The organism is Aliiroseovarius subalbicans, assembly GCF_022678625.1.
Lineage (GTDB): Bacteria > Pseudomonadota > Alphaproteobacteria > Rhodobacterales > Rhodobacteraceae > Aliiroseovarius_A > Aliiroseovarius_A subalbicans.
In genome coordinates this window covers 86,057-111,080 of sequence record NZ_JALBYQ010000005.1, presented here as the reverse complement: position 1 = coordinate 111,080, position 25,024 = coordinate 86,057, and the positions used below count along the sequence as shown (strand labels likewise).

At 62.4% G+C, this 25,024-nt stretch carries 25 protein-coding genes; 13 read left to right on the top strand and 12 right to left on the bottom strand.

What is annotated here, in order from left to right; translation table 11 throughout:
* The first annotated feature begins 30 nt into the window (after positions 1-30).
* The 3 genes from MN188_RS15455 to MN188_RS15445 all read left to right on the top strand — a co-directional run bounded on the left by MN188_RS15455 (position 31) and on the right by MN188_RS15445 (position 3,444).
* Positions 31-1,743: a bifunctional sulfate adenylyltransferase/adenylylsulfate kinase gene (locus MN188_RS15455; RefSeq protein ID WP_242110146.1), complete on the top strand. Its 1,713-nt coding sequence runs from the start codon at positions 31-33 to the stop codon at positions 1,741-1,743.
* A gap of 84 nt (positions 1,744-1,827) precedes the next feature.
* The gene (locus MN188_RS15450) at positions 1,828-2,772 is read left to right on the top strand and encodes an NAD(P)-dependent alcohol dehydrogenase (protein ID WP_242110145.1); all 945 of its coding nucleotides are present in this window, start codon (positions 1,828-1,830) and stop codon (positions 2,770-2,772) included.
* Positions 2,773-3,444 carry a hypothetical protein gene (locus MN188_RS15445; RefSeq protein WP_242110144.1) on the top strand — a complete coding sequence of 224 codons (672 nt, stop codon included), beginning with the start codon at positions 2,773-2,775 and terminating at the stop codon, positions 3,442-3,444.
* A gap of 17 nt (positions 3,445-3,461) precedes the next feature.
* Here MN188_RS15445 and MN188_RS15440 read toward each other — a convergent pair whose 3' ends face one another.
* Together MN188_RS15440 and MN188_RS15435 are read right to left on the bottom strand one after the other, a co-directional pair.
* Positions 3,462-3,689 carry a DUF1150 family protein gene (locus MN188_RS15440; RefSeq protein ID WP_242110143.1) on the bottom strand — a complete coding sequence of 76 codons (228 nt, stop codon included), beginning with the start codon at positions 3,687-3,689 and terminating at the stop codon, positions 3,462-3,464.
* Between the two features lie 54 nt (positions 3,690-3,743).
* Positions 3,744-4,154: an Hsp20 family protein gene (locus tag MN188_RS15435; protein ID WP_242110142.1), complete on the bottom strand. Its 411-nt coding sequence runs from the start codon at positions 4,152-4,154 to the stop codon at positions 3,744-3,746.
* Between the two features lie 166 nt (positions 4,155-4,320).
* Between MN188_RS15435 and MN188_RS15430 the strand changes: the two genes are divergently transcribed.
* Genes MN188_RS15430 through MN188_RS15420 form a run of 3 tightly spaced genes read left to right on the top strand, consistent with a single transcriptional unit; the run spans position 4,321 to position 6,143 of the window.
* Positions 4,321-4,539 (top strand): YdcH family protein, encoded by a 219-nt coding sequence (locus tag MN188_RS15430; RefSeq protein WP_242110140.1) that lies wholly within the window; start codon positions 4,321-4,323, stop codon positions 4,537-4,539.
* Between the two features lie 46 nt (positions 4,540-4,585).
* The gene (gene purE, locus MN188_RS15425; RefSeq protein ID WP_242110139.1) at positions 4,586-5,074 is read left to right on the top strand and encodes a 5-(carboxyamino)imidazole ribonucleotide mutase; all 489 of its coding nucleotides are present in this window, start codon (positions 4,586-4,588) and stop codon (positions 5,072-5,074) included.
* Positions 5,067-6,143, top strand: a complete 1,077-nt coding sequence (locus MN188_RS15420) for a 5-(carboxyamino)imidazole ribonucleotide synthase (protein WP_242110138.1) — start codon at positions 5,067-5,069, stop codon at positions 6,141-6,143. Before purE ends, MN188_RS15420 begins: the two co-directional genes overlap by 8 nt.
* A gap of 64 nt (positions 6,144-6,207) precedes the next feature.
* On the opposite strand, the gene MN188_RS15415 is transcribed toward MN188_RS15420, so the two are convergent.
* Together MN188_RS15415 and proS are read right to left on the bottom strand one after the other, a co-directional pair.
* Entirely contained in the window at positions 6,208-6,705 is a 498-nt protein-coding gene (locus MN188_RS15415; protein WP_242110137.1) for a DUF2937 family protein, read from the bottom strand.
* Between the two features lie 123 nt (positions 6,706-6,828).
* The gene (proS, locus tag MN188_RS15410) at positions 6,829-8,166 is read right to left on the bottom strand and encodes a proline--tRNA ligase (RefSeq protein WP_242110136.1); all 1,338 of its coding nucleotides are present in this window, start codon (positions 8,164-8,166) and stop codon (positions 6,829-6,831) included.
* Between the two features lie 138 nt (positions 8,167-8,304).
* On the opposite strand from proS, the gene MN188_RS15405 reads away from it, so the two are divergent.
* On the top strand, positions 8,305-9,669 hold the full coding sequence (locus MN188_RS15405; protein ID WP_242110135.1) for an FAD-dependent oxidoreductase: 1,365 nt from the start codon (positions 8,305-8,307) through the stop codon (positions 9,667-9,669).
* 15 nt (positions 9,670-9,684) lie between these two features.
* On the opposite strand, the gene MN188_RS15400 is transcribed toward MN188_RS15405, so the two are convergent.
* Positions 9,685-9,852: a hypothetical protein gene (locus MN188_RS15400; RefSeq protein WP_242110134.1), complete on the bottom strand. Its 168-nt coding sequence runs from the start codon at positions 9,850-9,852 to the stop codon at positions 9,685-9,687.
* A gap of 148 nt (positions 9,853-10,000) precedes the next feature.
* On the opposite strand from MN188_RS15400, the gene MN188_RS15395 reads away from it, so the two are divergent.
* From MN188_RS15395 to MN188_RS15380, 4 genes are read left to right on the top strand one after another with little or no spacing between them, the layout of a single operon-like run.
* Positions 10,001-11,077, top strand: coding sequence for an AI-2E family transporter (locus MN188_RS15395; RefSeq protein WP_242110133.1), 1,077 nt, complete (start codon positions 10,001-10,003; stop codon positions 11,075-11,077).
* Positions 11,077-11,760 carry a P-loop NTPase family protein gene (locus MN188_RS15390; protein ID WP_242110132.1) on the top strand — a complete coding sequence of 228 codons (684 nt, stop codon included), beginning with the start codon at positions 11,077-11,079 and terminating at the stop codon, positions 11,758-11,760. Before MN188_RS15395 ends, MN188_RS15390 begins: the two co-directional genes overlap by 1 nt.
* A gap of 42 nt (positions 11,761-11,802) precedes the next feature.
* Positions 11,803-13,977 (top strand): RNA degradosome polyphosphate kinase, encoded by a 2,175-nt coding sequence (locus MN188_RS15385; protein WP_242110131.1) that lies wholly within the window; start codon positions 11,803-11,805, stop codon positions 13,975-13,977.
* 51 nt (positions 13,978-14,028) lie between these two features.
* A complete protein-coding gene (locus MN188_RS15380) occupies positions 14,029-15,561 on the top strand; it encodes a Ppx/GppA family phosphatase (RefSeq protein ID WP_242110130.1) in 1,533 nt (510 codons plus the stop codon).
* Between the two features lie 144 nt (positions 15,562-15,705).
* Here MN188_RS15380 and MN188_RS15375 read toward each other — a convergent pair whose 3' ends face one another.
* From MN188_RS15375 to MN188_RS15355, 5 genes are read right to left on the bottom strand one after another with little or no spacing between them, the layout of a single operon-like run.
* Positions 15,706-16,008: a hypothetical protein gene (locus MN188_RS15375; RefSeq protein ID WP_242110129.1), complete on the bottom strand. Its 303-nt coding sequence runs from the start codon at positions 16,006-16,008 to the stop codon at positions 15,706-15,708.
* A 35-nt stretch (positions 16,009-16,043) separates the two neighbouring features.
* The gene (locus MN188_RS15370) at positions 16,044-17,072 is read right to left on the bottom strand and encodes an endonuclease/exonuclease/phosphatase family protein (RefSeq protein ID WP_242110235.1); all 1,029 of its coding nucleotides are present in this window, start codon (positions 17,070-17,072) and stop codon (positions 16,044-16,046) included.
* Positions 17,072-17,764: a tellurite resistance TerB family protein gene (locus MN188_RS15365; protein ID WP_242110128.1), complete on the bottom strand. Its 693-nt coding sequence runs from the start codon at positions 17,762-17,764 to the stop codon at positions 17,072-17,074. The genes MN188_RS15370 and MN188_RS15365 overlap by 1 nt, the downstream gene beginning before the upstream one ends.
* 30 nt (positions 17,765-17,794) lie before the next feature.
* Complete coding sequence (locus MN188_RS15360) at positions 17,795-18,265, bottom strand: GNAT family N-acetyltransferase (RefSeq protein ID WP_242110127.1); 471 nt, start codon at positions 18,263-18,265, stop codon at positions 17,795-17,797.
* Entirely contained in the window at positions 18,262-18,924 is a 663-nt protein-coding gene (locus MN188_RS15355) for a VOC family protein (protein WP_242110126.1), read from the bottom strand. The genes MN188_RS15360 and MN188_RS15355 overlap by 4 nt, the downstream gene beginning before the upstream one ends.
* Positions 18,925-19,034: 110 nt before the next feature.
* Between MN188_RS15355 and nhaA the strand changes: the two genes are divergently transcribed.
* Positions 19,035-20,228, top strand: a complete 1,194-nt coding sequence (gene nhaA, locus MN188_RS15350; protein WP_242110125.1) for a Na+/H+ antiporter NhaA — start codon at positions 19,035-19,037, stop codon at positions 20,226-20,228.
* Here nhaA and scpA read toward each other — a convergent pair.
* Positions 20,215-22,332, bottom strand: coding sequence for a methylmalonyl-CoA mutase (gene scpA / locus MN188_RS15345; RefSeq protein WP_242110123.1), 2,118 nt, complete (start codon positions 22,330-22,332; stop codon positions 20,215-20,217). The two genes, nhaA and scpA, sit on opposite strands and share 14 nt — an antisense overlap.
* Before the next feature lie 98 nt (positions 22,333-22,430).
* Between scpA and MN188_RS15340 the strand changes: the two genes are divergently transcribed.
* Positions 22,431-22,865, top strand: a complete 435-nt coding sequence (locus MN188_RS15340; RefSeq protein ID WP_242110122.1) for a DUF4174 domain-containing protein — start codon at positions 22,431-22,433, stop codon at positions 22,863-22,865.
* 9 nt (positions 22,866-22,874) lie between these two features.
* Here MN188_RS15340 and MN188_RS15335 read toward each other — a convergent pair whose 3' ends face one another.
* Positions 22,875-24,920, bottom strand: coding sequence for an acetyl-CoA carboxylase biotin carboxylase subunit (locus tag MN188_RS15335; protein ID WP_242110121.1), 2,046 nt, complete (start codon positions 24,918-24,920; stop codon positions 22,875-22,877).
* Positions 24,921-25,024 lie beyond the last annotated feature (104 nt).

The window sequence follows — 25,024 nt, the reverse complement described above, 5'->3', positions numbered from 1 at the left end:
CCATGAGCAGACAGTGAAAAGGCCCTGATTATGATGTTGCCCAACCTCGCTCCGATCCCGGAGCTTTTCGTTTCCTATGAAAGCGCGCAAAAGCTGAAGGTCGAAGCCGCCGACCTGGTCAGCTGGGACCTGACCCCGCGTCAGATCTGCGATCTGGAGCTTTTGATGAACGGGGGCTTCAACCCGCTCAAGGGCTTTCTGTCGGAAGAGGATTACAACGGCGTCGTCGAGAACATGCGCCTGGCCGACGGGTCGCTTTGGCCGATGCCGATCACGCTGGACGTGTCCGAAGACTTTGCCGCCGATCTGGAAGACGGGCAGGACATCGCCCTGCGCGATCAGGAAGGCGTGATTCTGGCCACGATGACGGTCAGCGACAACTGGGTGCCGAACAAATCGCGCGAGGCCGAAAAGGTCTTTGGCGCCGATGACGACGCGCATCCGGCGGTGAATTACCTGCATAACCACGCGGGCAAAGTGTATCTGGGCGGGCCGGTTACCGGCATTCAACAGCCCGTGCATTATGATTTCCGCGGCCGTCGCGACACACCGAACGAACTGCGCAGCTATTTCCGCAAGCTGGGCTGGCGCCGCATTGTCGCGTTCCAGACCCGCAACCCGCTGCATCGCGCGCACCAGGAACTGACCTTCCGTGCCGCGAAAGAAGCGCAGGCCAACCTGCTGATCCACCCCGTCGTGGGCATGACCAAACCGGGCGACATCGACCATTTCACCCGCGTGCGCTGCTATGAGGCCGTTCTGGACCAATACCCGCAGGCGACCACCTCGATGAGCCTTCTGAACCTGGCGATGCGCATGGCCGGCCCGCGCGAAGCCGTCTGGCACGGTCTGATCCGCGCCAACCACGGCTGCACCCATTTCATCGTCGGTCGCGACCACGCCGGCCCCGGCAAGAACTCGGCCGGTGACGATTTCTATGGCCCCTATGACGCGCAGGACCTGTTCCGCGAGCATCAGGACGAAATGGGCATCGAAATGGTCGACTTCAAACACATGGTCTATGTGCAGGACCGCGCCCAGTATGAACCGGCCGATGAGATCACCGACAAGGACGACGTGACGATCCTGAACATCTCGGGCACCGAACTGCGCCGCCGCCTGTCCGAAGGCCTGGAGATCCCGGAATGGTTCTCGTTCCCGACCGTGGTGGAAGAACTGCGCAAGACCAAGCCGCCGCGCGCCGAGCAAGGCTTCACCGTGTTCTTCACCGGCTTCTCGGGCTCGGGCAAATCCACCATCGCCAACGCTCTGATGGTCAAGCTGATGGAAATGGGCGGGCGTCCCGTGACGCTTCTGGATGGTGACATCGTGCGTAAGAACCTGTCGTCGGAACTGGGCTTCTCGAAAGAGCACCGCGACCTGAACATCCGCCGCATCGGGTATGTCGCCTCGGAAATCACCAAGAACGGTGGCATCGCCATCTGTGCGCCGATCGCGCCCTATGCCTCGACCCGCCGCGCGGTGCGTGAAGATATCGAAGCGTTTGGTGCCTTCATCGAAGTGCACGTGGCCACGTCGATCGAGGAATGCGAACGGCGCGACCGCAAGGGGCTGTACAAGCTGGCGCGTGAAGGCAAAATCAAGGAATTCACAGGGATTTCTGACCCTTACGATGTGCCAGCCGACCCCGAGCTGTCGGTCGAAACGCAAAACGTCGAAGTCGACAACTGTGCCCACCAGGTTCTGTTGAAGCTGGAAAGCATGGGACTGATCAAAGGCTGATCTGCCTGACAGACCTGAGACACCGCGACAAGGCCGGGGCATCCACCCCGGCCTTTTTCGTGCTATACTGCCCCCATGAAAGCGATGCGCTACACACGATATGGCGGACCCGAGGTTCTGCAGCTTGTTGACCTGCCCGAACCGACACCTGAGGCGGGTGAGATCGTGCTGCGGGTGCGCGCCTGTTCTGTGAATTCCTGGGATTGGGACAAGTTGCGCGGGCGCCCCTTGGTGCTGCGTCTCGAAGGTCCACGCCGCCCGCCGCACCCGATCTTGGGTTGCGACGTGGCAGGTGAGGTTGTCGCGGTTGGTCCGGGTGTTACTCGTTTCGCCCCCGGTGACCGCGTGTTTGGCGACATCAGCCACGCAAATTGGGGCGGCTTTGCTGAATTTGTGAAAGCGCCCGCTGACGCGCTGTCCCCGCTCACCCTGCCCTTCGATCAGGGCGCGGCTTTGCCTCAGGCTGGCGGGCTTGCGCTTCAGGGGTTGCGTCAAGGTGGGCTGCGTAAGGGCGCACGGGTGCTGATAAACGGTGCAGGCGGTGGGGTCGGCACGCTGGGCGTGCAAATCGCGAAAGCGGCGGGCGCGCATGTGACCTGCATAGATCGGGGCGACAAGCTTGAGATGCTGCGCGATTTGGGCGCGGACGCGGTGATTGATTATCAGCGCACCGATTTCACTGAAATGGGCGAGGTCTGGGATGTGATCCTGGACAACGTCGCCAAAAACCGGCCGCGCGCCTATCGCCAGGCGCTGGCACCGGGGGGGCGGTTCATCTTTGTTGGTGGGTCGTTCGTCCTGGCCTTCCGGCTTGGCCTGACCGGGTGGGCACTGAACCGGGGTGACCGGCGGCTTGAAATGCTGCTGCATCACCCGGACACGGCTGTCACGGACCGGTTGCAGGATATGGTTCGGGACGGGGATCTGACCCCGGTGATCGACCAAAGCTATTCCCTGTCCGAAACCCCCGCCGCGCTGGCCCGGATTGGCAGGGGCGATGTGCGGGGTAAGATCATCGTGACGCCCTGAATGCTTGTCATTTCCCTGACCTCGATCCCGCCGCGTTTCGCGCAACTGCCGCGCGTGATTGCCGCCTTGAACGCCCAGACCCGACCACCAGATCGCATCTTTCTGACGCTGCCGAAACGCTACCGACGTTTTCCCGGTAGCCACGCGCCTCCGGATATTGCGGGGGTGGAAGTTCTGAGACCGGACCATGACCCCGGCCCGGCAGGCAAGGTCCTGTGTGTCGCGCGTCTGTTGGCTGGGCAGCCCGTCGATCTGCTCTATTGTGACGATGATTGGGACTATGCCCCCGGCTGGGCGCAGGGATTTCTGGATGCCCGTGTGGCACAAGGGCCGGACACGGTGCTGGCGGGCGCCACCTTCGACGGCAGCCGCGTGGGCCTGCCGGGCGTCACCATCGCGCAGGGGTTTGCCGGCGTGATGATCCGACCCGATCATCTGGATGCCATCGCGCAGACCCCGCCAAACGCGGCCTGGACGGTGGATGATATCTGGCTATCAGGAAGTTTCGCGCGCGCGGACCTGCCAGTGGTTGAGGTGCCGGGGCTACGCGCCCTTGCCACCCCGTTGGCGGACGCCGCAAACCTTCAGGATGCCCGCGTTGACGGGCGAACACGCGCGCAAGCCAACCTCGCCTGCGCAGCCTGCGTGAAACGCGCCGCTGTTCGCCCCTGACGGGGGGCGTCGCTTTTTCAGTGAACGTTCACTGGGGCCAGATCATGCTGACGCGCCAGAGCAAAGGCCAACCGCCGCCCCTGAACAAGGGCCAGCCGCTCGCCGTCCTCGTTGTGCACCGCATAGAGGCGGTCAACACCCTCAACCTCGGCCCGCATCTCTTCGGGCAGGTCCTCGGGTTTCACAGGCCGGACATACACGATGCGTTCCGCGTGGTCCGGCAGGTTTTCATATTTTGCATCCATCGTGCTCTCCTTCCTCACTGACATGGGGGCGCGCAGGGTCATTTGCGCGCGCGCTCACGCCTTGTTGATCTGGATCGTTTGCACCACCCGTTCGGGCTCGGCGCGTTCCAGGTCGATATGGAGCAACCCGTTTTCGGTCGTCGCCCCGCTGACATCGACCCCATCAGCCAGAACAAAGCTTTTCTGAAACTGCCGCCCGGCAATGCCACGATGCAGGAACACGCGGTTCGCGTCCGCCTCGGGTTGGCGACCGCGCACAACCAGCTTGTGATCCTCAACCGTGATCGACAGGTCATCATCGCCAAACCCGGCCACGGCCAGGGAAATGCGATACCCACGCTCGCTCACCTGTTCGATGTTGAACGGGGGGTAGCCATCCTGACCCTTCGCGGCCTGTTCGACCATGCGTTCCAGCTGCTCAAACCCCAGAAGAAACGGGGTGGAGCCTAAAGTCATTTTCGTCATCGACACGTCCTTTTGCCAAGCGACATCGAGGGGCGGGCCCCGCATTCGGCAACCCGCGTTAGGAAAATATGGGGGCGCTGGATGGGTCGTGCAACCCCCCTCGCCTCTTGGCGCAGCGCCTTCAGGGCGTTAGGTTGCGGACAACCTTGGGGATACCGACTCAGCCATGAGCAAAGCCGAAGAAATGAAAACCGACGACGTATTGCGCGTCGAGCTTGAGGTTTTTCGCCGTGAGCACCGTGATCTGGATGACGCCATCGCGGCGCTTGAGGAAATGGGGCGTGCCGATCAACTGCGATTGCGCCGGTTGAAAAAGCAAAAGCTGTCCCTGAAAGACAAGATCGCGGCGATCGAGGACAAGCTGACGCCGGATATCATTGCGTGAGCGGCTGAGGCCCTTATAAAGCGAGCCTCAAAGAGGCGAGGACATCATGACAAACGTGAAAGTGGGCATCATCATGGGCAGCCAGTCGGACTGGCCCACGATGAAGGAAGCCGCCAATGTGTTGGACGAGCTGGGCGTGGCCTATGAGACCAAGATCGTCTCGGCGCACCGCACCCCGGACCGGCTTTGGGCTTACGGAAAATCCGCCGCAGATCGTGGGTTGCACGTGATCATTGCGGGCGCCGGTGGCGCGGCGCACCTGCCGGGCATGATGGCGTCGAAGACCCGCGTGCCGGTGGTGGGCGTGCCGGTGCAGACGCGCGCGCTGTCGGGCGTCGACAGCCTCTATTCCATCGTGCAGATGCCCAAGGGCTTCCCGGTGGCCACGATGGCGATCGGCGCTGCAGGGGCTGCGAACGCGGGCCTGATGGCGGCGGGGATCCTGGCCGTTTCGGATGCCGATCTGGCCCTACGCCTGGACGCCTGGCGCGACGCGTTGGCCGCCTCGATCCCGGAAGAACCCTCCGATGACTGACGCTCTGCCGACCGGCGCCGTGATCGGCATTCTTGGCGGTGGCCAGCTGGGCCGCATGCTGTCCGTCGCGGCCGCTCGCCTTGGCTTTCGCACCCATGTGTTCGAGCCGGGTGCCAACCCGCCCGCGGGGCACGTGGCCGACAGGGTTACAACCGCAGGCTATGACGACATCGACGCGCTGAAGGCCTTTGCCGCCTCGGTCGATGTGGTCACCTATGAGTTCGAGAACATCCCGACCGACGCGCTGGACGTGATCGAGGCGCTGCGCCCAATCCGCCCGAACCGCGAGGCGCTGCGCATCAGCCAGGACCGGTTGGTTGAAAAGGAATTCCTGTCCGGGCTTGGCCTGTCGGTCGCGCCTTTCGCCAACGTCGAAAACGCCGCTGATCTCTCCACGGCGCTTGACACGATCGGCGCTCCCGCGATCCTGAAAACCCGACGCTTCGGCTATGACGGCAAGGGGCAGGCGCGGATCATGGACGCCGCGCAGGCAGACGCGGCCCTAGCGGACATGGCCGGCGCCCCGGCGGTGCTGGAAGGCTTCGTGGACTTCAGTCATGAGGTCAGTGTGATCGCCGCCCGTGGGCTCAGCGGCGAGGTCGCCTGTTACGACCCCGGCGAAAACGTGCACAAGGATGGCATCCTGGCCACCACCACCCTGCCCGCCACCCTGACGGCCGCCCAGCGCACCGACGCGGTGCTTCTGGCCGGGCGCATCCTGAATGCGCTGGAATATGTCGGCGTCATGGGGGTTGAGCTGTTTGTCACGCCGCAAGGCCTGATCGTGAACGAGATCGCGCCGCGAGTGCACAATTCGGGCCACTGGACTCAGGACGGCTGCGTTGTGGACCAATTCGAACAGCACATCCGCGCGGTCGCGGGCTGGCCCTTGGGCGACGGATCACGGCAGTTGGACGTGGTGATGGAGAACCTGATCGGCGACGATATGGACCGGGTGCCAGAGCTGGCGCGCGACACCTCTGCGGCGCTGCATCTCTATGGCAAGGCCGAGGTGAAACCAGGTCGGAAAATGGGTCACGTGAACCGCGTGATTGGACCGCGCAGCTAACATATCGAACATTTCAGAGCATTTTCTGGCTTTCTGGAGCGCGCTTTTTGTCTTTTTCGAACAATCACGCCGCCGACGCGGCTTTTCGGCGAAACGGACGCGCCAGCAGCCCCAGCAAGCCTGACAGCAGCAGCCAGCCACCGACAAACCCAATCCCGGCGCAGATCAACCCGTCGCTTGTCACCGGAATGGCGGGGCGAAAATCGTCCCAGGTGCGCAAGGCCAGGTCGCTATCGCGCATGCGCCAGACCATGGTCAGGCGTTCCAGCGGAATCGTGCCCGACAGCGCCTGATAATCTGCATTCAGCTGTTTAAATCGCGTCAGATTGCCCTGCATGTCATCGCGCAGCTTGTTCTGGAACGTGGTGCCGCCCATCTGCGCCAGCGCTTCGTCGCGCGACAGGCCGAAGCCTTTGGCCGACGTGTCAAACGCGGCAACGACGACCTTCAATTCGTCCACCGCCCCCGCCAGCCGCTGCAGATATTGCTGCGAAAACTCGGGGAATTGCGACAGGGACACGGCCCCCGCCAAGCCACCGGCCAGAGTGAGCGCACGGATCATTGCGCGACCTCGTTCAACGAATACATGCCTGTTACCTTTCCGGTGTTTCCCACAGCATGAAAAGAAAGGGCGCGGGCGTCAAGTTGACCGCCCACGCCCCTGTTTTCTCAGCGAAAATCAGCCTTACAGGTTCGCATAGATATCTACGACCTTGGCCACGGCGGCCTCCGGCGCCAACTCTTCGCTTTCGCCGCTGCGCCGGCATGTCAGTTCGACCACGCCGTTTTTCAGGCCGCGCGGACCGACAGTGATGCGCCACGGCAGACCGATCAGGTCCATCGTCGCGAACTTGCCGCCCGCGCGTTCGTTGCGGTCGTCGTATAGCGGCTCAAGCCCAGCGGCTTCCAGTGCGGCATAGAGGGTTTCACAGGCCGCATCGGCCTCCTCATCGCCCTGTTTCAGGTTCACGATGCCGCAATGGAACGGAGTCACGCCTTCGGGCCAGATGATGCCCTTGTCATCATGCGACGCTTCGATGATCGCGCCCAGCAGGCGGCTGACGCCGATCCCGTGCGATCCCATGTGCACCGGCACCTGTTTCTGGTCCTTGTCGACCACCGTGGCGCCCATCGCGTCGGAATACTTGGTGCCGAAATAGAAGATCTGGCCCACCTCGATCCCGCGCGCCACGCGGCGACGCTCTTTTGGGAGTTCGTTGAACTTTGCCTCGTCGTGGGTCTCATCCGTGCGGGCGTATTTCGAGGTGAACTCCTCCAAAACCGCCTGGCATTGCTCAACGCTGTCATAGTCGATGTCACGATCACCAAAGGTCAGATCGGTCACCGCGCTGTCATAAAAAACCTCGCTCTCGCCGGTTTCGGCCAGCACCAGGAATTCATGCGTGTCGTCGCCGCCGATGGGACCTGAATCCGCGCGCATCGGGATCGCCTGAAGCCCCATCCGCTCATAGGTGCGCAGGTAGCTGACCAGGTGGCGATTGTAGGCGTGCAGCGCATCTTCTTTTGTCAAATCAAAGTTGTAGCCGTCTTTCATGTAGAATTCGCGGCCCCGCATCACGCCGAAACGCGGGCGGATTTCGTCGCGGAATTTCCACTGGATTTGATACAGCGTCAGCGGCAGGTCCTTGTAGGAATTCACATGCGCGCGGAAGATGTCGGTGACCATTTCCTCGGCGGTGGGCGTGAACAGCATGTCACGGCCGTGGCGGTCGCTCATGCGCAGCATTTCCTCGCCATAATCGTCATACCGCCCGCTTTCGCGCCACAGGTCAGCCCCTTGGATGATCGGCATCTGGATCGCGATGTGACCCGCGCGTTCCTGTTCCTCGTGCACGATGTTTTCAATCTTGCGCAGCACCTTGAAGCCCATCGGCAGCCAGGAATAGATCCCGGCGGATTGCTGTTTGATCATGCCCGCGCGCAACATCAGGCGGTGCGAGACGATCTGGGCCTCGGAGGGGTTTTCCTTGAGAACCGGGAGGAAATAGCGGGTCAGGCGCATGGCATGTCCTTCATGGCAGGGCTTTGGGCGTTTTCTTTCGCTTGGGGATAAGCGAAAGGGCGCGCCGGGGCAATCGGGATTGACGCAGCCCAAGGGTTTCGGTCAGGGTGGGCCGATTTTCCAGCCAAGAAGTGCGCCATGACACAGACCATCCTTGAACCCGCCCGCGAAACCCCTGTCATTCATCGCACCGGGGTGCTTGTCGTGGGGTCGGGCCCCGGTGGCTTAGCAGCGGCGCTTGCAGCGGCGCGTGCCGGGGTTGAGGTGACGCTTCTGGATCGGTTTGGCTGTTTCGGCGGCAACATCACCACGGTCGGGGTCGAAGGCTTTGCCTGGTATCGCCACGAAGACACGGTTGAGGCGGGCGGCATCGGCTGGGAGTTCGAGACCCGCGCCAAGGCGATGGGGGCTGCGGTGCCGGAAAGCCAATCGCTGAGCTATGAGTTGGACAGCGAGGGGTTCAAGCTGGTCGCCGACCGCCTGGTGGAGGAGGCCGGCATCCACCCCATGATGCACCGGACGTTCGTGGCCCCGATCCGCGACGGCGACACCATCACCGGGGTGATCGTGGAATCGAAGGCGGGGCGCGAGGCGATCTTGGCCGCCCGGGTGATCGACGCCACCGGGGATGCGGATATTGCCGCGATGATGGGCGCACCGTGCGTGAAAACGCCGGTCGAGGAAATGCAGGCGGCGAGCGTGATGTTCCACATCGCGGGCGTGGACAAGGCGCGGTTCATGGAAGGTGTGCGGGCCGATCCGCAGACCTATGCCGATTGGTCGTCGGGCGAATGGGTGGTGGAAACGGACGGGAAAGAGGACAAGATGTTCTCGCCTTTCCTGGGCAAGCCGTTCGAACACGCGATCCGCGACGGGCTGTTGCCTGCCAATTTGAACACGATCGGTGGCACCTGGGGTGCGGTGCATGACAGCGGTGAAATGACCTATATGAACCTGATTCACCTGGCGGGGATCGACGGCACCAACCCCGACAGCATGACCCGGGGCGAGGTCGAGGGGCGGCGCCAGGCGATGCTGGCGATCGAGGCCTTGCGCGCCTATACGCCGGGCTGCGAGGCCGCGCGGCTGCGCAACTTCGGCATGACCATCGGCATCCGCGACACGCGCAAGATCGACGCGGTCTACAACGTGACCGAACGCGACGTGCGCGATCAGGGCCGGTTTGACGACAGCATTGGCATCTATCCTGAATTCATCGATGGCTATGGCGTTCTGATCCTGCCGACCACAGGGCGGTACATGCAGGTGCCGTATCGCGCGATGTTGCCCAAGGGTGTGCAGAACCTTCTGGTCACCGGGCGCGCCATTGGTGGCGACCGGATCGCCCATGCCGCCACCCGCAACATGGCCTGCTGCGCTGTGGCCGGTCAGGGCGCTGGGGTGGCCGCCGCGGTGTCCCTCAAGACGGGCTGCGGCGTGGATGCGGTGGACATGGGCGTGGTTCAGGTCGAACTGACCCGCCAAGGCGTGCGTCTGACCTGACGGGCCTGCGCAGGGTCAGATGTTCGGGCTGCCACCAGCTGCTGAGCTAAACCCGCGCGGACGGGGGCGTGGTGGCGGGGACACCGGATCATCGACGCCCCAACCGCCGGCCGGAGTCTGGTACACGCCCGCCTGCACAGGGGTTGCAAGAAGAAGGGTCAACAGAATTGCGGTAATGCGCATGATGGACTCCTGCCTTTGATCCGCTTCAAGCCTCGTTTATATCACAAACTGTGGTTTTTCCAAAATCCATGCCATTGCTGACCCAACCCCCGGTCTTGAAAGCGCGCGCCAAACGGGCGACATAGGGGCAAGGTAACAAGGATGTTTCATGGCCCTGCCCGTTCAGACCCAAGCAAAATACTGGATCATTGCCACCGCCGTGCTTGTCGCGTTGTTGTGGTTCCTGGGCGACGTGATCCTGCCCTTCGTTCTGGGCGGCGCGATCGCCTATTTCCTGGACCCGATTGCCGACAAGCTGGAGGCGGCGGGCCTGTCGCGCGCCCTGTCCACTGCGTTAATCTCGGTCGGCGCGCTTTTGATTTTCATCATCGCGATCCTGTTGATCGTGCCAACGCTGATCAGTCAGGCGGTGTCGCTGGTTAACACCGCACCCGAGCTTTTCACCAAGCTGCAGACCTTCCTGACCGAGCGGTTCCCGTCCCTGATGGATCAGGACAGCACGATCCGGCAATCGCTGGACGCGCTTGGCACCAAGATCCAGGAGCGCGGGGGCGAGCTTGTGGGTACGGTGGTGAACTCGGCGATGGGGATCATCAACGTGGTGATCTTGATGGTGGTGACGCCGGTCGTGGCGTTCTACATGCTGCTGGACTGGGACCGGATGGTAGAGCAGATCGACCACATGCTGCCGCGCGACCATGCCCCTGTCGTGCGCCAGATCGCCAGTCAGATAGACACGACGCTGGCCAGCTTCATCCGCGGCCAAGGCACGGTGTGCCTGATCCTGGGCAGTTATTATGCGATTGCGCTGATGCTGATCGGGTTGCAATTCGGGCTGATCGTCGGCTTCATCGCCGGGCTGATCACCTTCATCCCGTATATCGGCGCCCTTGTCGGCGGCATTCTGGCCATCGGGCTGGGGCTGTTTCAGTTTTGGGGCGAATGGTGGGCGCTGGGGGGCGTGGCCGTAATCTTTGCCCTGGGTCAGTTCCTTGAGGGCAATATCCTGACCCCGAAACTGGTCGGTAAATCCGTCGGGCTGCACCCGGTCTGGCTTCTGTTCGCGCTGTCCGCTTTCGGGGCACTGTTCGGCTTCGTCGGCATGCTGGTGGCGGTGCCGGTGGCCGCGGTTCTGGGCGTCGTCGCCCGGTTCTTCGTGGTTCAATACAAGGAAGGTCGGCTGTACCAGGGCCTGGCCGGACAGGCGCAACCGGACGACGAATGATGCCCAGACAACTGACCTTCGACTTGCCCGCGCGTCCCGCGCAGGGGCGTGGTGACTTTTTCGTCTCGCCCTCAAACGCCGCCGCGATGGGCGCGATCGAGACCTGGCAGGATTGGCCCAACCGCAAACTGGTGGTGGCGGGCGATGAGGGCACTGGCAAGACCCACCTGACCCATGTCTGGGCCGGGTTGAGCGGGGCAGTCGTGATGCCTGCCACGGCCCTGGACAGCACCGACATCGCCGCGCTGGCGGGGCGGTCGGTTGCGGTGGAAGGCGCCGACGTCATTGCCGGCGACCGGGCGCGGGAAGAAGCGCTGTTTCACCTGCACAACCTTGTGCTGGCGGAAGGCGGCGCGCTTTTGATCACCGCCCGCAAAGCCCCCGCGCGCTGGGGCCTGTCGCTGCCGGATCTGGCCAGCCGGATGGAGGCCACGACCCTGGCCCGGCTGGATCCGCCCGATGACATGCTGCTGTCTGTGGTGCTGGTAAAGCTGTTCGATGACCGCCAGATTACCGTGACGCCAACGCTCATCACCTACCTCGTGCCGCGCATGACGCGGTCGCTGTCAGCCGCGGCTGAACTGGTGGAGGAGCTGGACCGCGCAGCCCTTGCCGAGAACCGCGCGGTGACGCGATCTCTTGCGGCCCATGTGCTGGAAAAATTCGAGGCAGGAGAGGCATAACGTCACCTTCAAGTCCCGGTTGTTTCCCGGTATAATGGGTACATGACTCATGCAAATTTCCTGACCGCCGCCTTCCCCGCCCCCAAAGCCCTGCCTGACGCCGGAATTTCCGGCCCGCATCGCTTCTACAACCGTGAACTCAGCTGGCTCAGTTTCAACTGGCGCGTGCTGGAAGAAGCTGAAAACAAACGGGTTCCTCTGCTGGAGCGCCTGCGCTTCCTGTCGATCTCGGCCACCAACCTGGACGAGTTTTACACCGTCCGCGTCGCGGGCCTGCGTGAACTGGTGCGCGAAGGCGTGACCACGCCGGCCGACGACGGGTTGCCGCCGGCCGAGCAGCTGAAACTGATCAACGCTGACGCCCGCCGTCTTATGATGCGGCAACAGGAAACCTATGACCTGCTGTCGGGGGAAATGCAGGCCACGGGCATTTCGATCTGCATGCGCGAAACGCTGACCGCAGCGGACCGCAAGCATCTTGATAACGTGTTCCTGCACCAGGTTTTCCCGGTGCTGTCGCCGCTGGCGATCGACCCGGCCCACCCGTTCCCGTTCATCCCCAACACCGGTTTCAGCCTGGCGCTGCAACTTGAACATACTAAGACCAAGCGCAAGCTTCAGGCGCTGTTGCCGATCCCGCACCAGATCGACCGCTTCGTGCGCCTGCCCGCCCCCGACGGCGTGGCGCGGTTCCTGCCGCTCGAAGACCTGTTGCTGGAGCACCTGGGCAGCCTGTTCCCGGGCTATGTCGAGAAGGGTCATTGCGCCTTCCGCATCCTGCGTGACAGTGACCTTGAACTTGAGGATGAGGCCGAAGACCTTGTGCTGGAGTTCGAAACCGCGCTGAAACGCCGCCGTCGCGGGGAAGTCGTGCGCATGAAGATCACCAAGGACGCGCCCGCGGGCATTTTGAAGATGATCAAACGCGAGTTGCATGTCACCGACGAGGAAATCGTCGAGGTCGATGGCATGATCGGCATGGCGGATCTGAGCGAATTGGTCCTGGACGACCGGCCCGACCTTCTGTGGCCCAGCTTCACCCCCCGCGTGCCTGAGCGGGTGCAGGACCACGAAGGCGACATGTTCTCGGCGATCCGGCAGAAAGACATGCTGCTGCACCATCCCTATGAAACCTTCGACCTGGTGGTGCGTTTCTTGCAACAGGCTGCGGTCGACCCCGACGTGGTCGCGATCAAGCAGACGCTGTATCGCACCAGCCACGACAGCCCGATCGTCTCCGCCTTATGCGAAGCCGCCGAGGCCGGCAAGTCGGTGACCGCCCTGGTCGAATTGAAAGCGCGGTTCGACGAAGCTGCCAACATTCGCCAGTCGCGCCGTTTGGAGCGCGCGGGCGCGCATGTGGTTTATGGCTTCATGAACTATAAGACCCACGCCAAAATCTCGACCGTGGTGCGGCGTGAAGGGGATCAGCTGGTGACCTATACCCACTATGGCACCGGCAACTACCACCCGATCACGGCCCGGATCTATACCGACCTCAGCCTGTTCACCTGTGACAAGGCGCTTGGGCGTGACGCGACGCGGGTGTTCAACTACCTGTCCGGCTATGCCCCGCCCGACCAACTGGAGAACCTGGCGATCTCGCCGATTTCTCTGAAACCGCGCTTGATCGAGATGATCGGCAAGGAAATCGAACATGCCAAGGCTGGCAAACCCGCCGAGATCTGGGCCAAGATGAATTCACTTGTCGAACCCGACGTGATCGACGCGCTTTACAAGGCGTCGCAGGCGGGGGTGAAGATTTCGCTTGTCATTCGCGGCATCTGCGGGCTGCGGCCCGGTATCAAGGGACTGTCGGAAAACATCCGGGTGAAATCCATCGTTGGGCGCTTCCTGGAGCATTCGCGCATCGTCTGTTACGGCAATGGCTACGGGCTGCCGTCGAAGAAGGCCAAGGTCTACATGTCCTCGGCCGACTGGATGGGGCGCAACCTGAACCGGCGGGTCGAAACCCTGGTCGAGATCACCAACGCCACGGTGAAGGCCCAGATCGTCAGCCAGGTGATGGCGGCGAACCTGGCGGATGAGGCGCAATCGTGGGTAATGAACCCCGATGGCAGCTTTACCCGCCCGGACCTTTCGAAAATCGAGCAGCCGTTCAACTGCCACCGCTTCTTCATGGAATACCCGTCGCTGTCGGGCCGAGGCTCGGCGGGGGCGGCGGACGTGCCGGAACTGACGCACTCGCACGATTGATTTTGCCCCCCGGCTTGGGCAGGGTGAGGCGAACAGGTTTCGGGGGACGACATGAACGGCAACAACGAAGACTGGGGCCCCTTCGGGCGGCCCCTTTTCGATGACCCAAGCGCCCTTGCCCTGTCGCGCGTGGGGGTGGTCGATGTGGGTTCAAACTCGGTCCGAATGGTCGTGTTTGACGGCGCAGCGCGCTCGCCCGCCTATTTCTTCAACGAAAAGATTCTGTGTGGCCTGGGCGCGGGGCTGCGTGAGACCGGGTATCTGAACCCCAAGGGGCGGGCGCGGGCGCTGTCCGCAATCAAGCGCTTTCAGCTTCTGGCTGCGAGCATGGACATGCCGCCCCTGACCGCTGTGGCCACCGCGGCGGTGCGCGACGCCAGCGATGGGCCGGAATTCCGTGCAGAGGTACTGCGCGAAACCGGGTTGGAGCTTTACGTCATCGATGGCGACGAAGAGGCGCGGCTGTCAGCACAAGGCGTGCTGCTGGGCTGGCCCGACGCGCGCGGACTGATGTGTGACATCGGCGGCAGCTCGATGGAACTGGCGAAGATCGCAGGCGGCGAGGTCGGCAAACGCGTCACCTCCGAGCTGGGACCGCTGAAACTGGCGGGTCTGCCCGGCGGCAAGAAGGGGCTGAAGGCCGAGATTGCAAGGGTGGTAGACGATCTGGCCGCGCAGATGGGAACGGACCACAAACGCCTGTTCCTGGTCGGCGGCTCCTGGCGTGCGATTGCGCGGTTGGACATGGAGCGGCGCGGCTATCCCCTGACGGTGCTGCACGAATACCGGATGGGGCCGAAAAACCTGGCGACCACGCTGAAATGGATCGAGGAAATCGACCTGGAGGAGGTGGGCCAGCGCACCGGCACCTCAGGGGCGCGCATGGCGCTGGTGCCGATTGCCGCCCTGGTGCTGAAACAACTGGTGCGGGTGTTCCGTCCCAAGGAAATCGCGGTGTCGTCTTACGGCATTCGCGAAGGGATGCTGTATGAACAGATGCCCCAGCGCCTGCGCAAACGCGACCCGCTGATCGAAGCCTGCCGCTTTGCCGAACAGAAAGACGCGCGCATGCCCGGATTTGGCGCGGCGCTCTACAAGTTCCTGGAACCCCTGTATAAATCCGCAAAACCGGCGGAGCGGCGGATGGTGAAAGCCGCCTGCCTGCTGCATGACGTCAGCTGGCGTGCACATCCCGATTACCGCCACGAGGTCTGTTTTGACAACGCGACGCGCGCCAATCTGGGCGGGCTGACGCATGAGGAGCGGGTATTCCTGGGCGTGGCCCTGTTGCACCGATATCGCAACAGCCGTGAGGGATCGCGGTTTGAGCCGCTGTTCAGCATTCTGAGCGCGCGCGAAACCGCACAGGCCGAGGTGTTGGGCAAGGCCATGCGATTTGGTGCAATGTTTGCGGTGGATGAACCTGCCAATCAAGCCGAGCTGCGTTGGTTCCCGAAAAAGCGCGAGCTACATCTGTTTTTGCAAAAACAGGCGGTGGACCTGTTCGGCGAAGTCGCCGAAGCGCGATTCCAATCGCTGGCGGGCGCGCTTGAAGCCGAAATCACGGTGAAAACCCGCCGCTGACAGGATCGAATGGCTGCGCCATCCGACCGGCGCCGAACCTGCGGCCCGGCGACATGGTATCAGGTGGCCTCGCTGCGCTCGGAAGCCGCTGCGCGGCGGTTTTCTTGCCTTCGGCGCGTATACTTTCAGAAAGCTTAAAGAGCCTTAGAGCTCGACCTCTCCGTCTTCCCCAACCTCTGGATCCAGTGGCGTTTTGCGCCGGATGAGGATGTCTCCGTTGGGCAGCACTTCGGGGGCGTGATAGAGGCTCATGTCGCCCAATTGATCGACGAAGCTTTGCCAGCCGTCGGCCAGCGGCGCCATTTCCTCGGTCAACCCTTCGAGCAGCAGCCCGAATCCTTCGCGCAAAAGCTCGGCCCCTTTGTCCATCGAGGGGTTGCCTTCATCTGCCAAGGCCGGCAGGGCGGACAGCACCAGGGCGGCGCCAAATGTCGTGATCCGTTTCATGGCAAGAATATGGGGTCTTTAGTCGGGATTTCCAGTCAGAGATCCAAATCGACGCTGACCGGGAAATGATCTGAACCGGTCAGCAGCGCCTCGCGCAGCTCCGGGGTCCGGTAGCAGACCGGGTCGTCGAACGGGTGCCAGATGCGCCACTGCGGGTTCTTTTGGCACAGGTCAGGCGACAGCATGACATAGTCCAGCAACGCCTGCAGGTACCGTTTTTCCTGCGCAATATAGAACCGTGCGGTGATCGGCATCGCCCCCACCCGGCGGGTCAGCGCCATGCGCGCGTGCGGGTCGTGCAGTTTCACCGCGCCAGCTTCGCCCAGCACAACCTCAACCCCCGAGCGCCCGAACAGTTTTTCATATTCGTCCAGCCCGGGACCGTCGTTGAAATCGCCAAGAACAATCAGGCTTTCACCTGCCTCAAGGTGGTTTTCGACCCGCTGGCGCAGCCAGATGCATTGCGCCATCTGCTTGCGGCGATTCTGGATCGCGACCTGCATGATCTCTTCGCGGCCACGAGCACCATGCGGGGCCTTGGATTTCACGTGTACGCCGATCAATCGCAGCGCCTTCCCGGTGGCCTTCACCGTCAGCGCAGCCTCTAGCGGCGGTTTTGAAAAGGTGATCAGCTCGGGTGCGGAATCCACGTCGACATCCCAGCGAAAAACCCCGTCGAAACGGGGTGCGTGGCTACGGCCTTTCTTGCCCGTCTCTGGACCTTGCGGATCGTGCGTTGCCTGCAAAACATCGGGATTATAGAGCAGCGCGATTTCCTGCTGCGTGTCGTTGCGAAAGCCCAAAAGCGCCTTTCGCGCGCGCAGCCCATAGTGTTGTGCGAAGTTTTCCAGCGCCTGCACCGTGTCGCGGCGGCGGTTGTCGTCGGGCGCCTCGATCACCATGACCGCATCCGCATCCAGGGCCGTGAACACGATGCCAAGCGAGGCCAGCTGATCGGCCCGCGTCACGTCCTGGCGGCCGGACCAGCGGTCGTCCTCCAACAGCTGGCCGTCACGATCAAACAGGTTGGTGAACCATTCGACGTTGTAGGTCGCAATGCGCATCATGCCCCCTTCCCTGTGTGGGCTTCACGGATCTCCTCCCAGGCGCGGTTGACCGCAATCAGGCGCTGTTCGGCCAGCCGAATGGCTTCGGGAGGAACCCCGCGGGCCACCATCTGGTCGGGATGGCTTTCACGCACTTCGCGTCGCCAGACGCGGCGGATATCGTCCAGTGGTGCGTCCTGCCCCACGCCCAGCACCTGGTAGGGATCGGGCGCGGCATCTGGCACGAAACGCGACCGGAGCTGGCGAAACTGGGCGTCATTCATGCCGAAAATTTCGGCCACGCGGGACAGGTATTCATCCTCGCCCGGGTGGTATTCGCCGTCGGCCAGGGCAATGAAGAACAGCCCCTCCATCAGGTCACAAAGCGGTTTGTCGTCGCCATCAAACATCGCTGCCACGCGGGCGGCGTATTGCTCAAACCCGGCCACGTCGGTGCGCGCCAGGTTGAACAGCCGGGCGGCGTTCTTTTCCTCATCGGCGGGAATGGTAAAAACCTCGCGAAAGGCCGAAACTTCATCGCGGGTTACCTGCCCGTCTGCCTTGGCCATCTTTGCGCCCAGCGCAATCACCGCAATGGCGAAACCGGCCGAGCGTTCGGGCGGCGTGCGCAGATGTGCAAAGACATCCGACAGGCTTTCCCCGGCGGTCAAGGCGGCCAGCGCGTCGGATATGCGAGACCAGAGCGACATGTGTCTTGTTACCCCCGTTTCACCGTGCTGTCACAGAAACTTCTGCATCAAAATCAGGTCCCACCACCGGTCGAATTTGCGCCCGACCTCGGGGACCACAGCCACCTGGTCATAGCCAAGCGCGGCATGAAATGCGCGGCCCGCGTCATTGCCGCTGCTGACCCCGGCGATCATGGAATGTCCTCCGGCGGTGCGCGCGTGGTGCTCAACCTTTTGCATGAGCTTGCGCCCGATCCCCTGCCCCTGCGCGCATGGGTCCAGGATGATCGTGTGCTCGAAACTGTGGGCATAGCCGACCCCACCGCGAAACTGGTCATAGGTGGCAAACCCCAGAACCGTATCGGCCACGGCGACATAGAAGGCCGGGCGTCCAAGGATCATCGCCGCAACGTCGGACGGGGTCTTCTCAACGCGATCGAAGGTCACCATCGTGTCGCGGATCTGAGGAGCCCACAGCGCTGCGATCGCGCCGGCGTCTTCGGCTCTGGCCAACCGGATCATGTGAGAATGCGCATCCCGTGTGGCGTTTCAATCTCGGCGCGAAAGGTTTTTTTCGGGCCAGTCGTGATCGACACACGCGCGTCGGCCAGGAACGGCGCCAACGCCACGCGCAGCCCTTCGGCCTCGGGGTGTTGAATATCCACCGCGCCCAAACGGCAGCCGCTGTCGGGCAAAAGCGGGGCGGGATGGGGGCTGAGCCATTCGATCATGCCGGGTGAGGCGCCATCGAACGGATAGCGTCCATCCCCCGGCACCGCCATGTTCCAACGGAAATCTCCGCGCGACAAAGGGGTTGAAACCCCTGTTCCAAACGGGGCACGGGCCAAGGCCTCACTTAGACAATTCACACGCATGACCCAGTTTGTGATACGTGCGGGCCCCGTGAAATAGTCCAAATCGAACAACCGGGGGTATGGCGGAGCCTCGGCGTCAGGGTTGATCGCGATGACTTCGAGATAGTCGTCAGGACCAAGGGACAGCAGCCGGTTATGTGTGCCCATGCTCTCATGCTCACCGCCGCCGGCCATCGGCACGCCCAACGCCTCTTCGACATAGGCGACGCCTTCGGGCAGGGTCGCGGCGGATACCACCAGATGGTCAAGATCTGCCAATGTCATGATTGCCCCTTTCTGTTCGGTCCAAACTGGCACGTCAGACATGGTTTTTGCAATGGACGCCTTTCACGGCCCGACAGGCTTGAATCTGATCCATCTCCCCCCATCTTGCGTATCAGAGTAAAACCATAAGCTTTACCATTCAGGAGTTCCAAATGCTGCTACGCGCCCTTGATCGCTTCTTTCGTCACGACGCGGCGGGGGGCGTTCTTCTCATGCTGTCGGCCTTGGCTGCGCTGATCGTCGCGAACTCGGTTCTGGCGCCGTATTACAGCGACGCATTGAACGCGAAGCTGGCCATCACGCTGAACGACGAGGGTCTTAAAAAGCCGCTGATCCTTTGGATCAACGACGGTTTGATGGCGATCTTCTTTTTCGTGATCGGGTTGGAGCTGAAATACGAACTGCTTGAAGGCAAATTGAAGAACCCGCGCGATGTGATCTTGCCGGGCATGGCGGCGGTGGGCGGCATGGTCGTGCCCGCACTGATTTATGCCGCGCTGAACTGGGGCGATCCGACGACCCTATCTGGTTGGGCGATCCCGGCGGCCACCGACATCGCCTTTGCGCTTGGTATTCTGGCACTGGTCGGCACCCGCGCCCCCGCCTCGCTCAAGGTGTTTCTGCTGACCCTTGCGATCCTCGATGACCTCGGTGCCATCGTGATCATCGCACTGTTCTACACGGCAGACCTGAAGATTGACTATCTGTTGATGGCGGTGGTGCCGCTTGTGGGTCTCTACTGGCTGAACCGCCAAGGGTCGCACCGCGTCGCGCCTGCGCTTTTGCTGGGCACAATCATGTGGTTCCTGGTGCTGAAATCCGGCGTTCATGCGACGCTTGCCGGCGTCATCACCGCCTTTTTCATCCCCCTCAAGGACAAGTGGGGCAAGTCGCCTTTGCATGCGCTGGAGAACGGGTTGGCACCCTATGTGCTTTACCTGATCGTGCCGATCTTTGCCTTTGCGAACGCGGGCGTGGTGCTGACCGGGTTGTCCTTCGCGGATCTTCTGGCCCCGCTCCCCCTCGGGATTGCCGCGGGTCTGGTGATCGGTAAGCAGCTGGGCGTGTTCGGCCTGACATTCGCGATGGTGAAACTGGGTTTTGCCCGCCTGCCTCACGGGGCCAACTGGGCGCACATCTATGGCGTGGCCTGCCTGGCGGGCATCGGCTTTACCATGTCGCTGTTCATCGGCGGGCTTAGCTTTGAGGACCCTGCCTTGATGAACCAGGTGCGCCTGGGCGTGCTGTCCGGGTCGCTGGTGTCCGCCCTGATGGGCTATGGTGTGCTTATGATGGCCGGGCGGGTCAATGAACCCGCCCAAGCCGAACCCGTTACGACCGGATGATCTTCAGGATTTCCTGCGCCGCTTCGGGAATGTTCGTGCCGGGACCGAAGATGGCCTTAACACCGGATTTATACAGGAAATCATAGTCTTGCTGCGGGATAACCCCGCCACAGATGACGATGATGTCCTCGGCGCCCTGGGCTTTCAGCGCCTCAACCAGCTTGGGTGCCAGGGTCTTGTGACCTGCGGCTTGGCTGCTGATGCCGACGATGTGCACGTCGTTGTCCACGGCGTCTTGCGCGGCCTCTTCCGGGGTTTGGAACAGCGGGCCAACATCCACGTCAAAGCCGATATCGGCAAAGGCGGTGGCGATCACCTTGGCGCCTCGGTCGTGACCGTCCTGACCCATTTTCACGACCAACATGCGCGGACGGCGACCTTCGGCTTCGGCGAAATCCTCGACCGATTTCTGGATCGCGGCAAAGCCCTCGTCGCCCTCGTAAGCGGCGCCGTAAACACCGGCGAGCGTTTTCACCTCGGCGCGGTGGCGGCCAAACTCTTCTTCCATTGCCATGCTGATTTCTCCCACACTGGCGCGTGCCCGGGCGGCTTCCACGGCGGCTTCGAGCAGGTTACCACCCTCTTTGGCGCGACGGGTCAGTTCGGCCAAAGCGGCCTCACAGGCGGCGGCGTCACGCGAGCTGCGAATGCTTTCCAGCCGCGCGATCTGACTTTCGCGCACGGCCACGTTGTCCACGTCCAGGATTTCGATCGGGTCTTCCTTGGCCAGCTTGTGCTTGTTCACGCCGACGATCACCTCGTCGCCTCGATCGATATTCGCCTGGCGCTTGGCGGCCGATTCCTCGATCCGCAGCTTGGGCATGCCCGAGGCCACGGCTTTCGTCATCCCGCCCATTTCTTCGACTTCCTGCATCAAGGCCCAGGCCTGATCGGCCAGCTCGGCGGTCAGGCTTTCGACGTAGTAGGAGCCCGCCAGCGGATCGACCACGTTGGTCACGCCAGTTTCTTCCTGCAAGATAATCTGCGTATTGCGCGCGATACGGGCCGAAAACTCGGTCGGCAGCGCAATCGCTTCGTCCAACGCGTTGGTGTGCAGCGACTGGGTACCGCCCAGAACCGCGCTCATCGCCTCATAGGCGGTGCGGATCACGTTGTTATACGGGTCTTGTTCCTGCAACGACACGCCCGAGGTCTGACAGTGGGTGCGCAGCATCTTCGACCGTTCGGATTTCGCACCGAACTCGGTCATCACCTTGTGCCACAACAGGCGCGCGGCGCGCAGCTTGGCGGCTTCCATGAAGAAGTTCATGCCGATGGCGAAGAAGAACGACAGGCGACCTGCGAACTTGTCCACGTCCATGCCCGCCTCGATTGCCGCACGCACATACTCGCGACCATCCGCCAGCGTATAGGCAAGCTCCTGCACCAGGTTCGCGCCCGCCTCTTGCATGTGGTAGCCGGAGATCGAAATCGAGTTGAACTTGGGCATCTCATTGGACGTGTATTCGATAATGTCCGAGATGATCTTCATCGACGGTTCGGGCGGGTAGATATAGGTGTTGCGCACCATGAATTCCTTCAGAATGTCATTCTGAATGGTCCCCGCCAGAAGCGCTTTGTCGTGCCCCTGCTCTTCCCCCGCGACGATGAAATTGGCGAGGATCGGGATGACCGCGCCGTTCATCGTCATGGAAACACTGACTTTATCCAAGGGGATGCCGTCGAACAGGATTTTCATGTCCTCGACCGAGTCGATCGCCACGCCGGCCTTGCCCACGTCGCCCTCAACCCGCGCATGATCACTGTCATACCCGCGGTGGGTGGCCAGGTCGAAGGCAACCGACACGCCCTGCTGACCGGCGGCCAGGTTCTTGCGGTAGAACGCGTTCGATTCCTCGGCGGTGGAAAAGCCCGCGTATTGACGGATCGTCCATGGGCGGCCCGCATACATCGTCGCCTTCACGCCACGGGTGAAGGGGCCAACGCCCGGAATGCCGCCCATATGCGGCAGCTCGGCGGTATCCTCTTCGGTATAGAGCGGCTTGACATCGATGCCTTCCAGCGTGTTCCACGTCAGGTCATCCAACAGACGCCCGCGCAGCTCTTTCGTCGCCAATTCTTCCCAAGTCTTCTTGTCGCTCATCGACTTTTCCTTTCTTCTTGCCCTGCCCGGAAATTCCGGGGGGCGGAAACCTTCGTTTTTCTGCCCACTGCCCCTATATGTGGGAAACAGGAGGCCTCATGTTCATTCGCGCCGCGTTCATCACGCTTTTGACTGCCCTGCCCGCCGTTGCCGTCGATGCGACGGTGGAGCCGTGGGCGCCCGTGCCTGCGGGCGACCATGTGGTGGGCGAATACCACTGGACGCACCGCTTGCTGGTCGTTTTTGCCGACAGCCCGAACGACCCGCGGTTCATCCAGCAGCTGGAGGCGATCGCGGACGACCCTGAAGAGCTGACCAGCCGCGACGTCATCGTCATCACCGACACCGACCCGGCCGCCGACAGCGCGATCCGAGAGGATTTGCGCCCGCGTGGGTTTGCCTTCGTGCTGATCGGCAAGGACGGGGCGAAATACCTGCGCAAACCCGTGCCCTGGACCCTGCGGGAGCTGACGCGCAGCATCGACAAGATGCCGCTACGCCAGCAGGAACTCAGGGACATGCGGGCCAGGTAGGTCACCGGATCATTCGAACTCCATGATCACTTCGTCCACCGCAAGGCTGTCGCCAGCCGAGGCGTTGATTTTCGAGACCTTGCCCTTCTTCTCGGCGCGCAGGATGTTTTCCATCTTCATCGCCTCCACCGTGCACAGCGCCTGGCCTTCCTGAACCTCGTCGCCGATCTCGACGTCGACTTTCACGATCAGGCCCGGCATCGGGCAAAGCAGCATCTTTGAGGTGTCCGGCGCGACCTTTTCAGGCATCAGCGTGGCCAGTTCTGCGGCGCGCGGCGTGCGCACATGCACCGCCATGTCGGCGCCACGGGTGCGGATGCGGAAGCCACCCGGCACTTTGCCGACCTTCAGAACCAGCGGCGCGCCATCGACCTCTAGCGTGGCCAGCGGGTCGCCCGGCGTCCAGTCCGAGGTCACGCGCATGGTCGAGCCATCGGTGAACTTGACGGTCGAACCATCCTGATCCGCGTCGATCGCCAGCTCAAAGCTTTCGCCCTGTGCGGTCACGACCCAGTCCCGACCGACACGGCGTTCGTGGTGATCCATCCGGCCCGAGATACGGGTGCGGCGGATTTCGGCGACGCGGAACATGGCGGCGGCGGCGGCGGCAACACGCTGCAGGTCACCCTGCGGCAGGCTGACGCCGTCAAAGCCCTCCGGGTATTGCTCTTCGATGAAGGCGGTAGTCATGTCGCCCGCGATGAAGATCGGGTGATCCATCACCGCCGACAGGAACGGCAGGTTGTGCCCGATCCCTTCGACCTCGAAGCTGTCCAGCGCGATGCGCATCGCTTCAATCGCCTCGTCGCGCGTGGGCGCCCAGGTGCAAAGCTTGGCGATCATCGGGTCGTAATACATCGAGATCTCGCCGCCTTCGAAGACGCCGGTATCGTTGCGCACGGCGACCGGACCGGGGGCGGCATCCCCCTGCCATTTGTCGTTGTCCAGAAGCGGACCCGCAGCTTGTTCAGCGGGCGGGCGATAGGTGGTCAGACGGCCAATCGACGGCAGGAAGCCACGATAGGGGTCTTCGGCGTACAGGCGGTTTTCGATCGCCCAACCTTTCAGCGTCACGTCATCCTGCGTGATCGACAGCTTTTCGCCTGCCGCCACGCGGATCATCTGTTCCACCAGATCGACGCCGGTGATCAGCTCGGTCACCGGGTGTTCCACCTGCAAACGGGTGTTCATTTCGAGGAAATAGAAATTCTTGTCGCCATCGACGATGAATTCCACGGTGCCCGCGCTGGCATAATCAACGGCCTGCGCCAAGGCGACGGCCTGTTCTCCCATCTTTTTACGCGTGGCTTCGTCAAGGAAAGGCGACGGCGCTTCTTCCACAACCTTTTGCTGACGGCGTTGGATCGAGCATTCCCGTTCGCCCAGGTAAATGCCGTTGCCGTGGCTGTCGCACAGAACCTGAATTTCGATGTGGCGCGGCTGGGTGATGAATTTCTCGATGAAAATCCGATCATCGCCAAAGCTGTTGGCCGCCTCGTTCTTCGAGCTTTCAAACCCTTCGCGGGTTTCTTCGTCGTTCCAGGCGATCCGCATGCCCTTGCCGCCACCGCCGGCAGAGGCCTTGATCATCACCGGATAGCCGACCTCGCCCGCAATGCGCACGGCTTCGTCCTGATCCTCGATCAGCCCCATATACCCGGGAACGGTGCTCACGCCGGCCTCCTGCGCGATCTTTTTCGAGGTGATCTTGTCACCCATGCTTTCGATCGCGCCCACCGGGGGGCCGACAAAGGCCACGCCCTCGGCGGCCAGCGCCTGGGCGAATTTGGAGTTTTCCGACAGGAAGCCGTAGCCTGGGTGCACCGCCTCGGCGCCCGACCCCTTGATCGCCGCCATCACCTTGTCGATGACAATATAGGACTGGTTGGCCGGGGGCGGGCCGATATGCACCGCCTCATCCGCCATTTTCACATGCAGCGCGCTGCGGTCGGCATCCGAATAAATCGCCACCGTCTTGATGCCCATCTTGCGGGCCGACTTGATCACCCGGCAGGCGATTTCGCCCCGGTTGGCAATCAGGATCTTCTTGAACATGCGATGGTCCTTTCCGTCTTGTCCTTTGGGGCCCAAGTCCCCGTGTTCAAACAGAAAACACCACCCAAGGCCGTGCCCCGGATGGTGTTTCCAAATGCTGTGGT

Bases quoted from the DNA above. Each gene is read 5' to 3' on its own strand.
- MN188_RS15385 (WP_242110131.1), top strand. From the start codon at position 11,803: ATGACTCATGCAAATTTCCTGACCGCCGCCTTCCCCGCCCCCAAAGCC.
- MN188_RS15390 (WP_242110132.1), top strand. From the start codon at position 11,077: ATGCCCAGACAACTGACCTTCGACTTGCCCGCGCGTCCCGCGCAGGGG.
- MN188_RS15360 (WP_242110127.1), bottom strand. From the start codon at position 18,265: ATGATCCGGTTGGCCAGAGCCGAAGACGCCGGCGCGATCGCAGCGCTG.
- MN188_RS15400 (WP_242110134.1), bottom strand. From the start codon at position 9,852: ATGCGCATTACCGCAATTCTGTTGACCCTTCTTCTTGCAACCCCTGTG.
- purE (WP_242110139.1), top strand. From the start codon at position 4,586: ATGACAAACGTGAAAGTGGGCATCATCATGGGCAGCCAGTCGGACTGG.
- proS (WP_242110136.1), bottom strand. From the start codon at position 8,166: ATGCGCCTGACCCGCTATTTCCTCCCGGTTCTCAAGGAAAACCCCTCC.
- MN188_RS15340 (WP_242110122.1), top strand. From the start codon at position 22,431: ATGTTCATTCGCGCCGCGTTCATCACGCTTTTGACTGCCCTGCCCGCC.
- MN188_RS15365 (WP_242110128.1), bottom strand. From the start codon at position 17,764: ATGTCGCTCTGGTCTCGCATATCCGACGCGCTGGCCGCCTTGACCGCC.
- MN188_RS15380 (WP_242110130.1), top strand. From the start codon at position 14,029: ATGAACGGCAACAACGAAGACTGGGGCCCCTTCGGGCGGCCCCTTTTC.
- nhaA (WP_242110125.1), top strand. From the start codon at position 19,035: ATGCTGCTACGCGCCCTTGATCGCTTCTTTCGTCACGACGCGGCGGGG.
- MN188_RS15405 (WP_242110135.1), top strand. From the start codon at position 8,305: ATGACACAGACCATCCTTGAACCCGCCCGCGAAACCCCTGTCATTCAT.
- MN188_RS15420 (WP_242110138.1), top strand. From the start codon at position 5,067: ATGACTGACGCTCTGCCGACCGGCGCCGTGATCGGCATTCTTGGCGGT.
- MN188_RS15370 (WP_242110235.1), bottom strand. From the start codon at position 17,072: ATGCGCATTGCGACCTACAACGTCGAATGGTTCACCAACCTGTTTGAT.
- MN188_RS15395 (WP_242110133.1), top strand. From the start codon at position 10,001: ATGGCCCTGCCCGTTCAGACCCAAGCAAAATACTGGATCATTGCCACC.
- MN188_RS15450 (WP_242110145.1), top strand. From the start codon at position 1,828: ATGCGCTACACACGATATGGCGGACCCGAGGTTCTGCAGCTTGTTGAC.
- scpA (WP_242110123.1), bottom strand. From the start codon at position 22,332: ATGAGCGACAAGAAGACTTGGGAAGAATTGGCGACGAAAGAGCTGCGC.
- MN188_RS15445 (WP_242110144.1), top strand. From the start codon at position 2,773: ATGCTTGTCATTTCCCTGACCTCGATCCCGCCGCGTTTCGCGCAACTG.
- MN188_RS15335 (WP_242110121.1), bottom strand. From the start codon at position 24,920: ATGTTCAAGAAGATCCTGATTGCCAACCGGGGCGAAATCGCCTGCCGG.
- MN188_RS15375 (WP_242110129.1), bottom strand. From the start codon at position 16,008: ATGAAACGGATCACGACATTTGGCGCCGCCCTGGTGCTGTCCGCCCTG.
- MN188_RS15435 (WP_242110142.1), bottom strand. From the start codon at position 4,154: ATGACGAAAATGACTTTAGGCTCCACCCCGTTTCTTCTGGGGTTTGAG.
- MN188_RS15440 (WP_242110143.1), bottom strand. From the start codon at position 3,689: ATGGATGCAAAATATGAAAACCTGCCGGACCACGCGGAACGCATCGTG.
- MN188_RS15455 (WP_242110146.1), top strand. From the start codon at position 31: ATGATGTTGCCCAACCTCGCTCCGATCCCGGAGCTTTTCGTTTCCTAT.
- MN188_RS15430 (WP_242110140.1), top strand. From the start codon at position 4,321: ATGAGCAAAGCCGAAGAAATGAAAACCGACGACGTATTGCGCGTCGAG.
- MN188_RS15415 (WP_242110137.1), bottom strand. From the start codon at position 6,705: ATGATCCGTGCGCTCACTCTGGCCGGTGGCTTGGCGGGGGCCGTGTCC.
- MN188_RS15355 (WP_242110126.1), bottom strand. From the start codon at position 18,924: ATGTCTGACGTGCCAGTTTGGACCGAACAGAAAGGGGCAATCATGACA.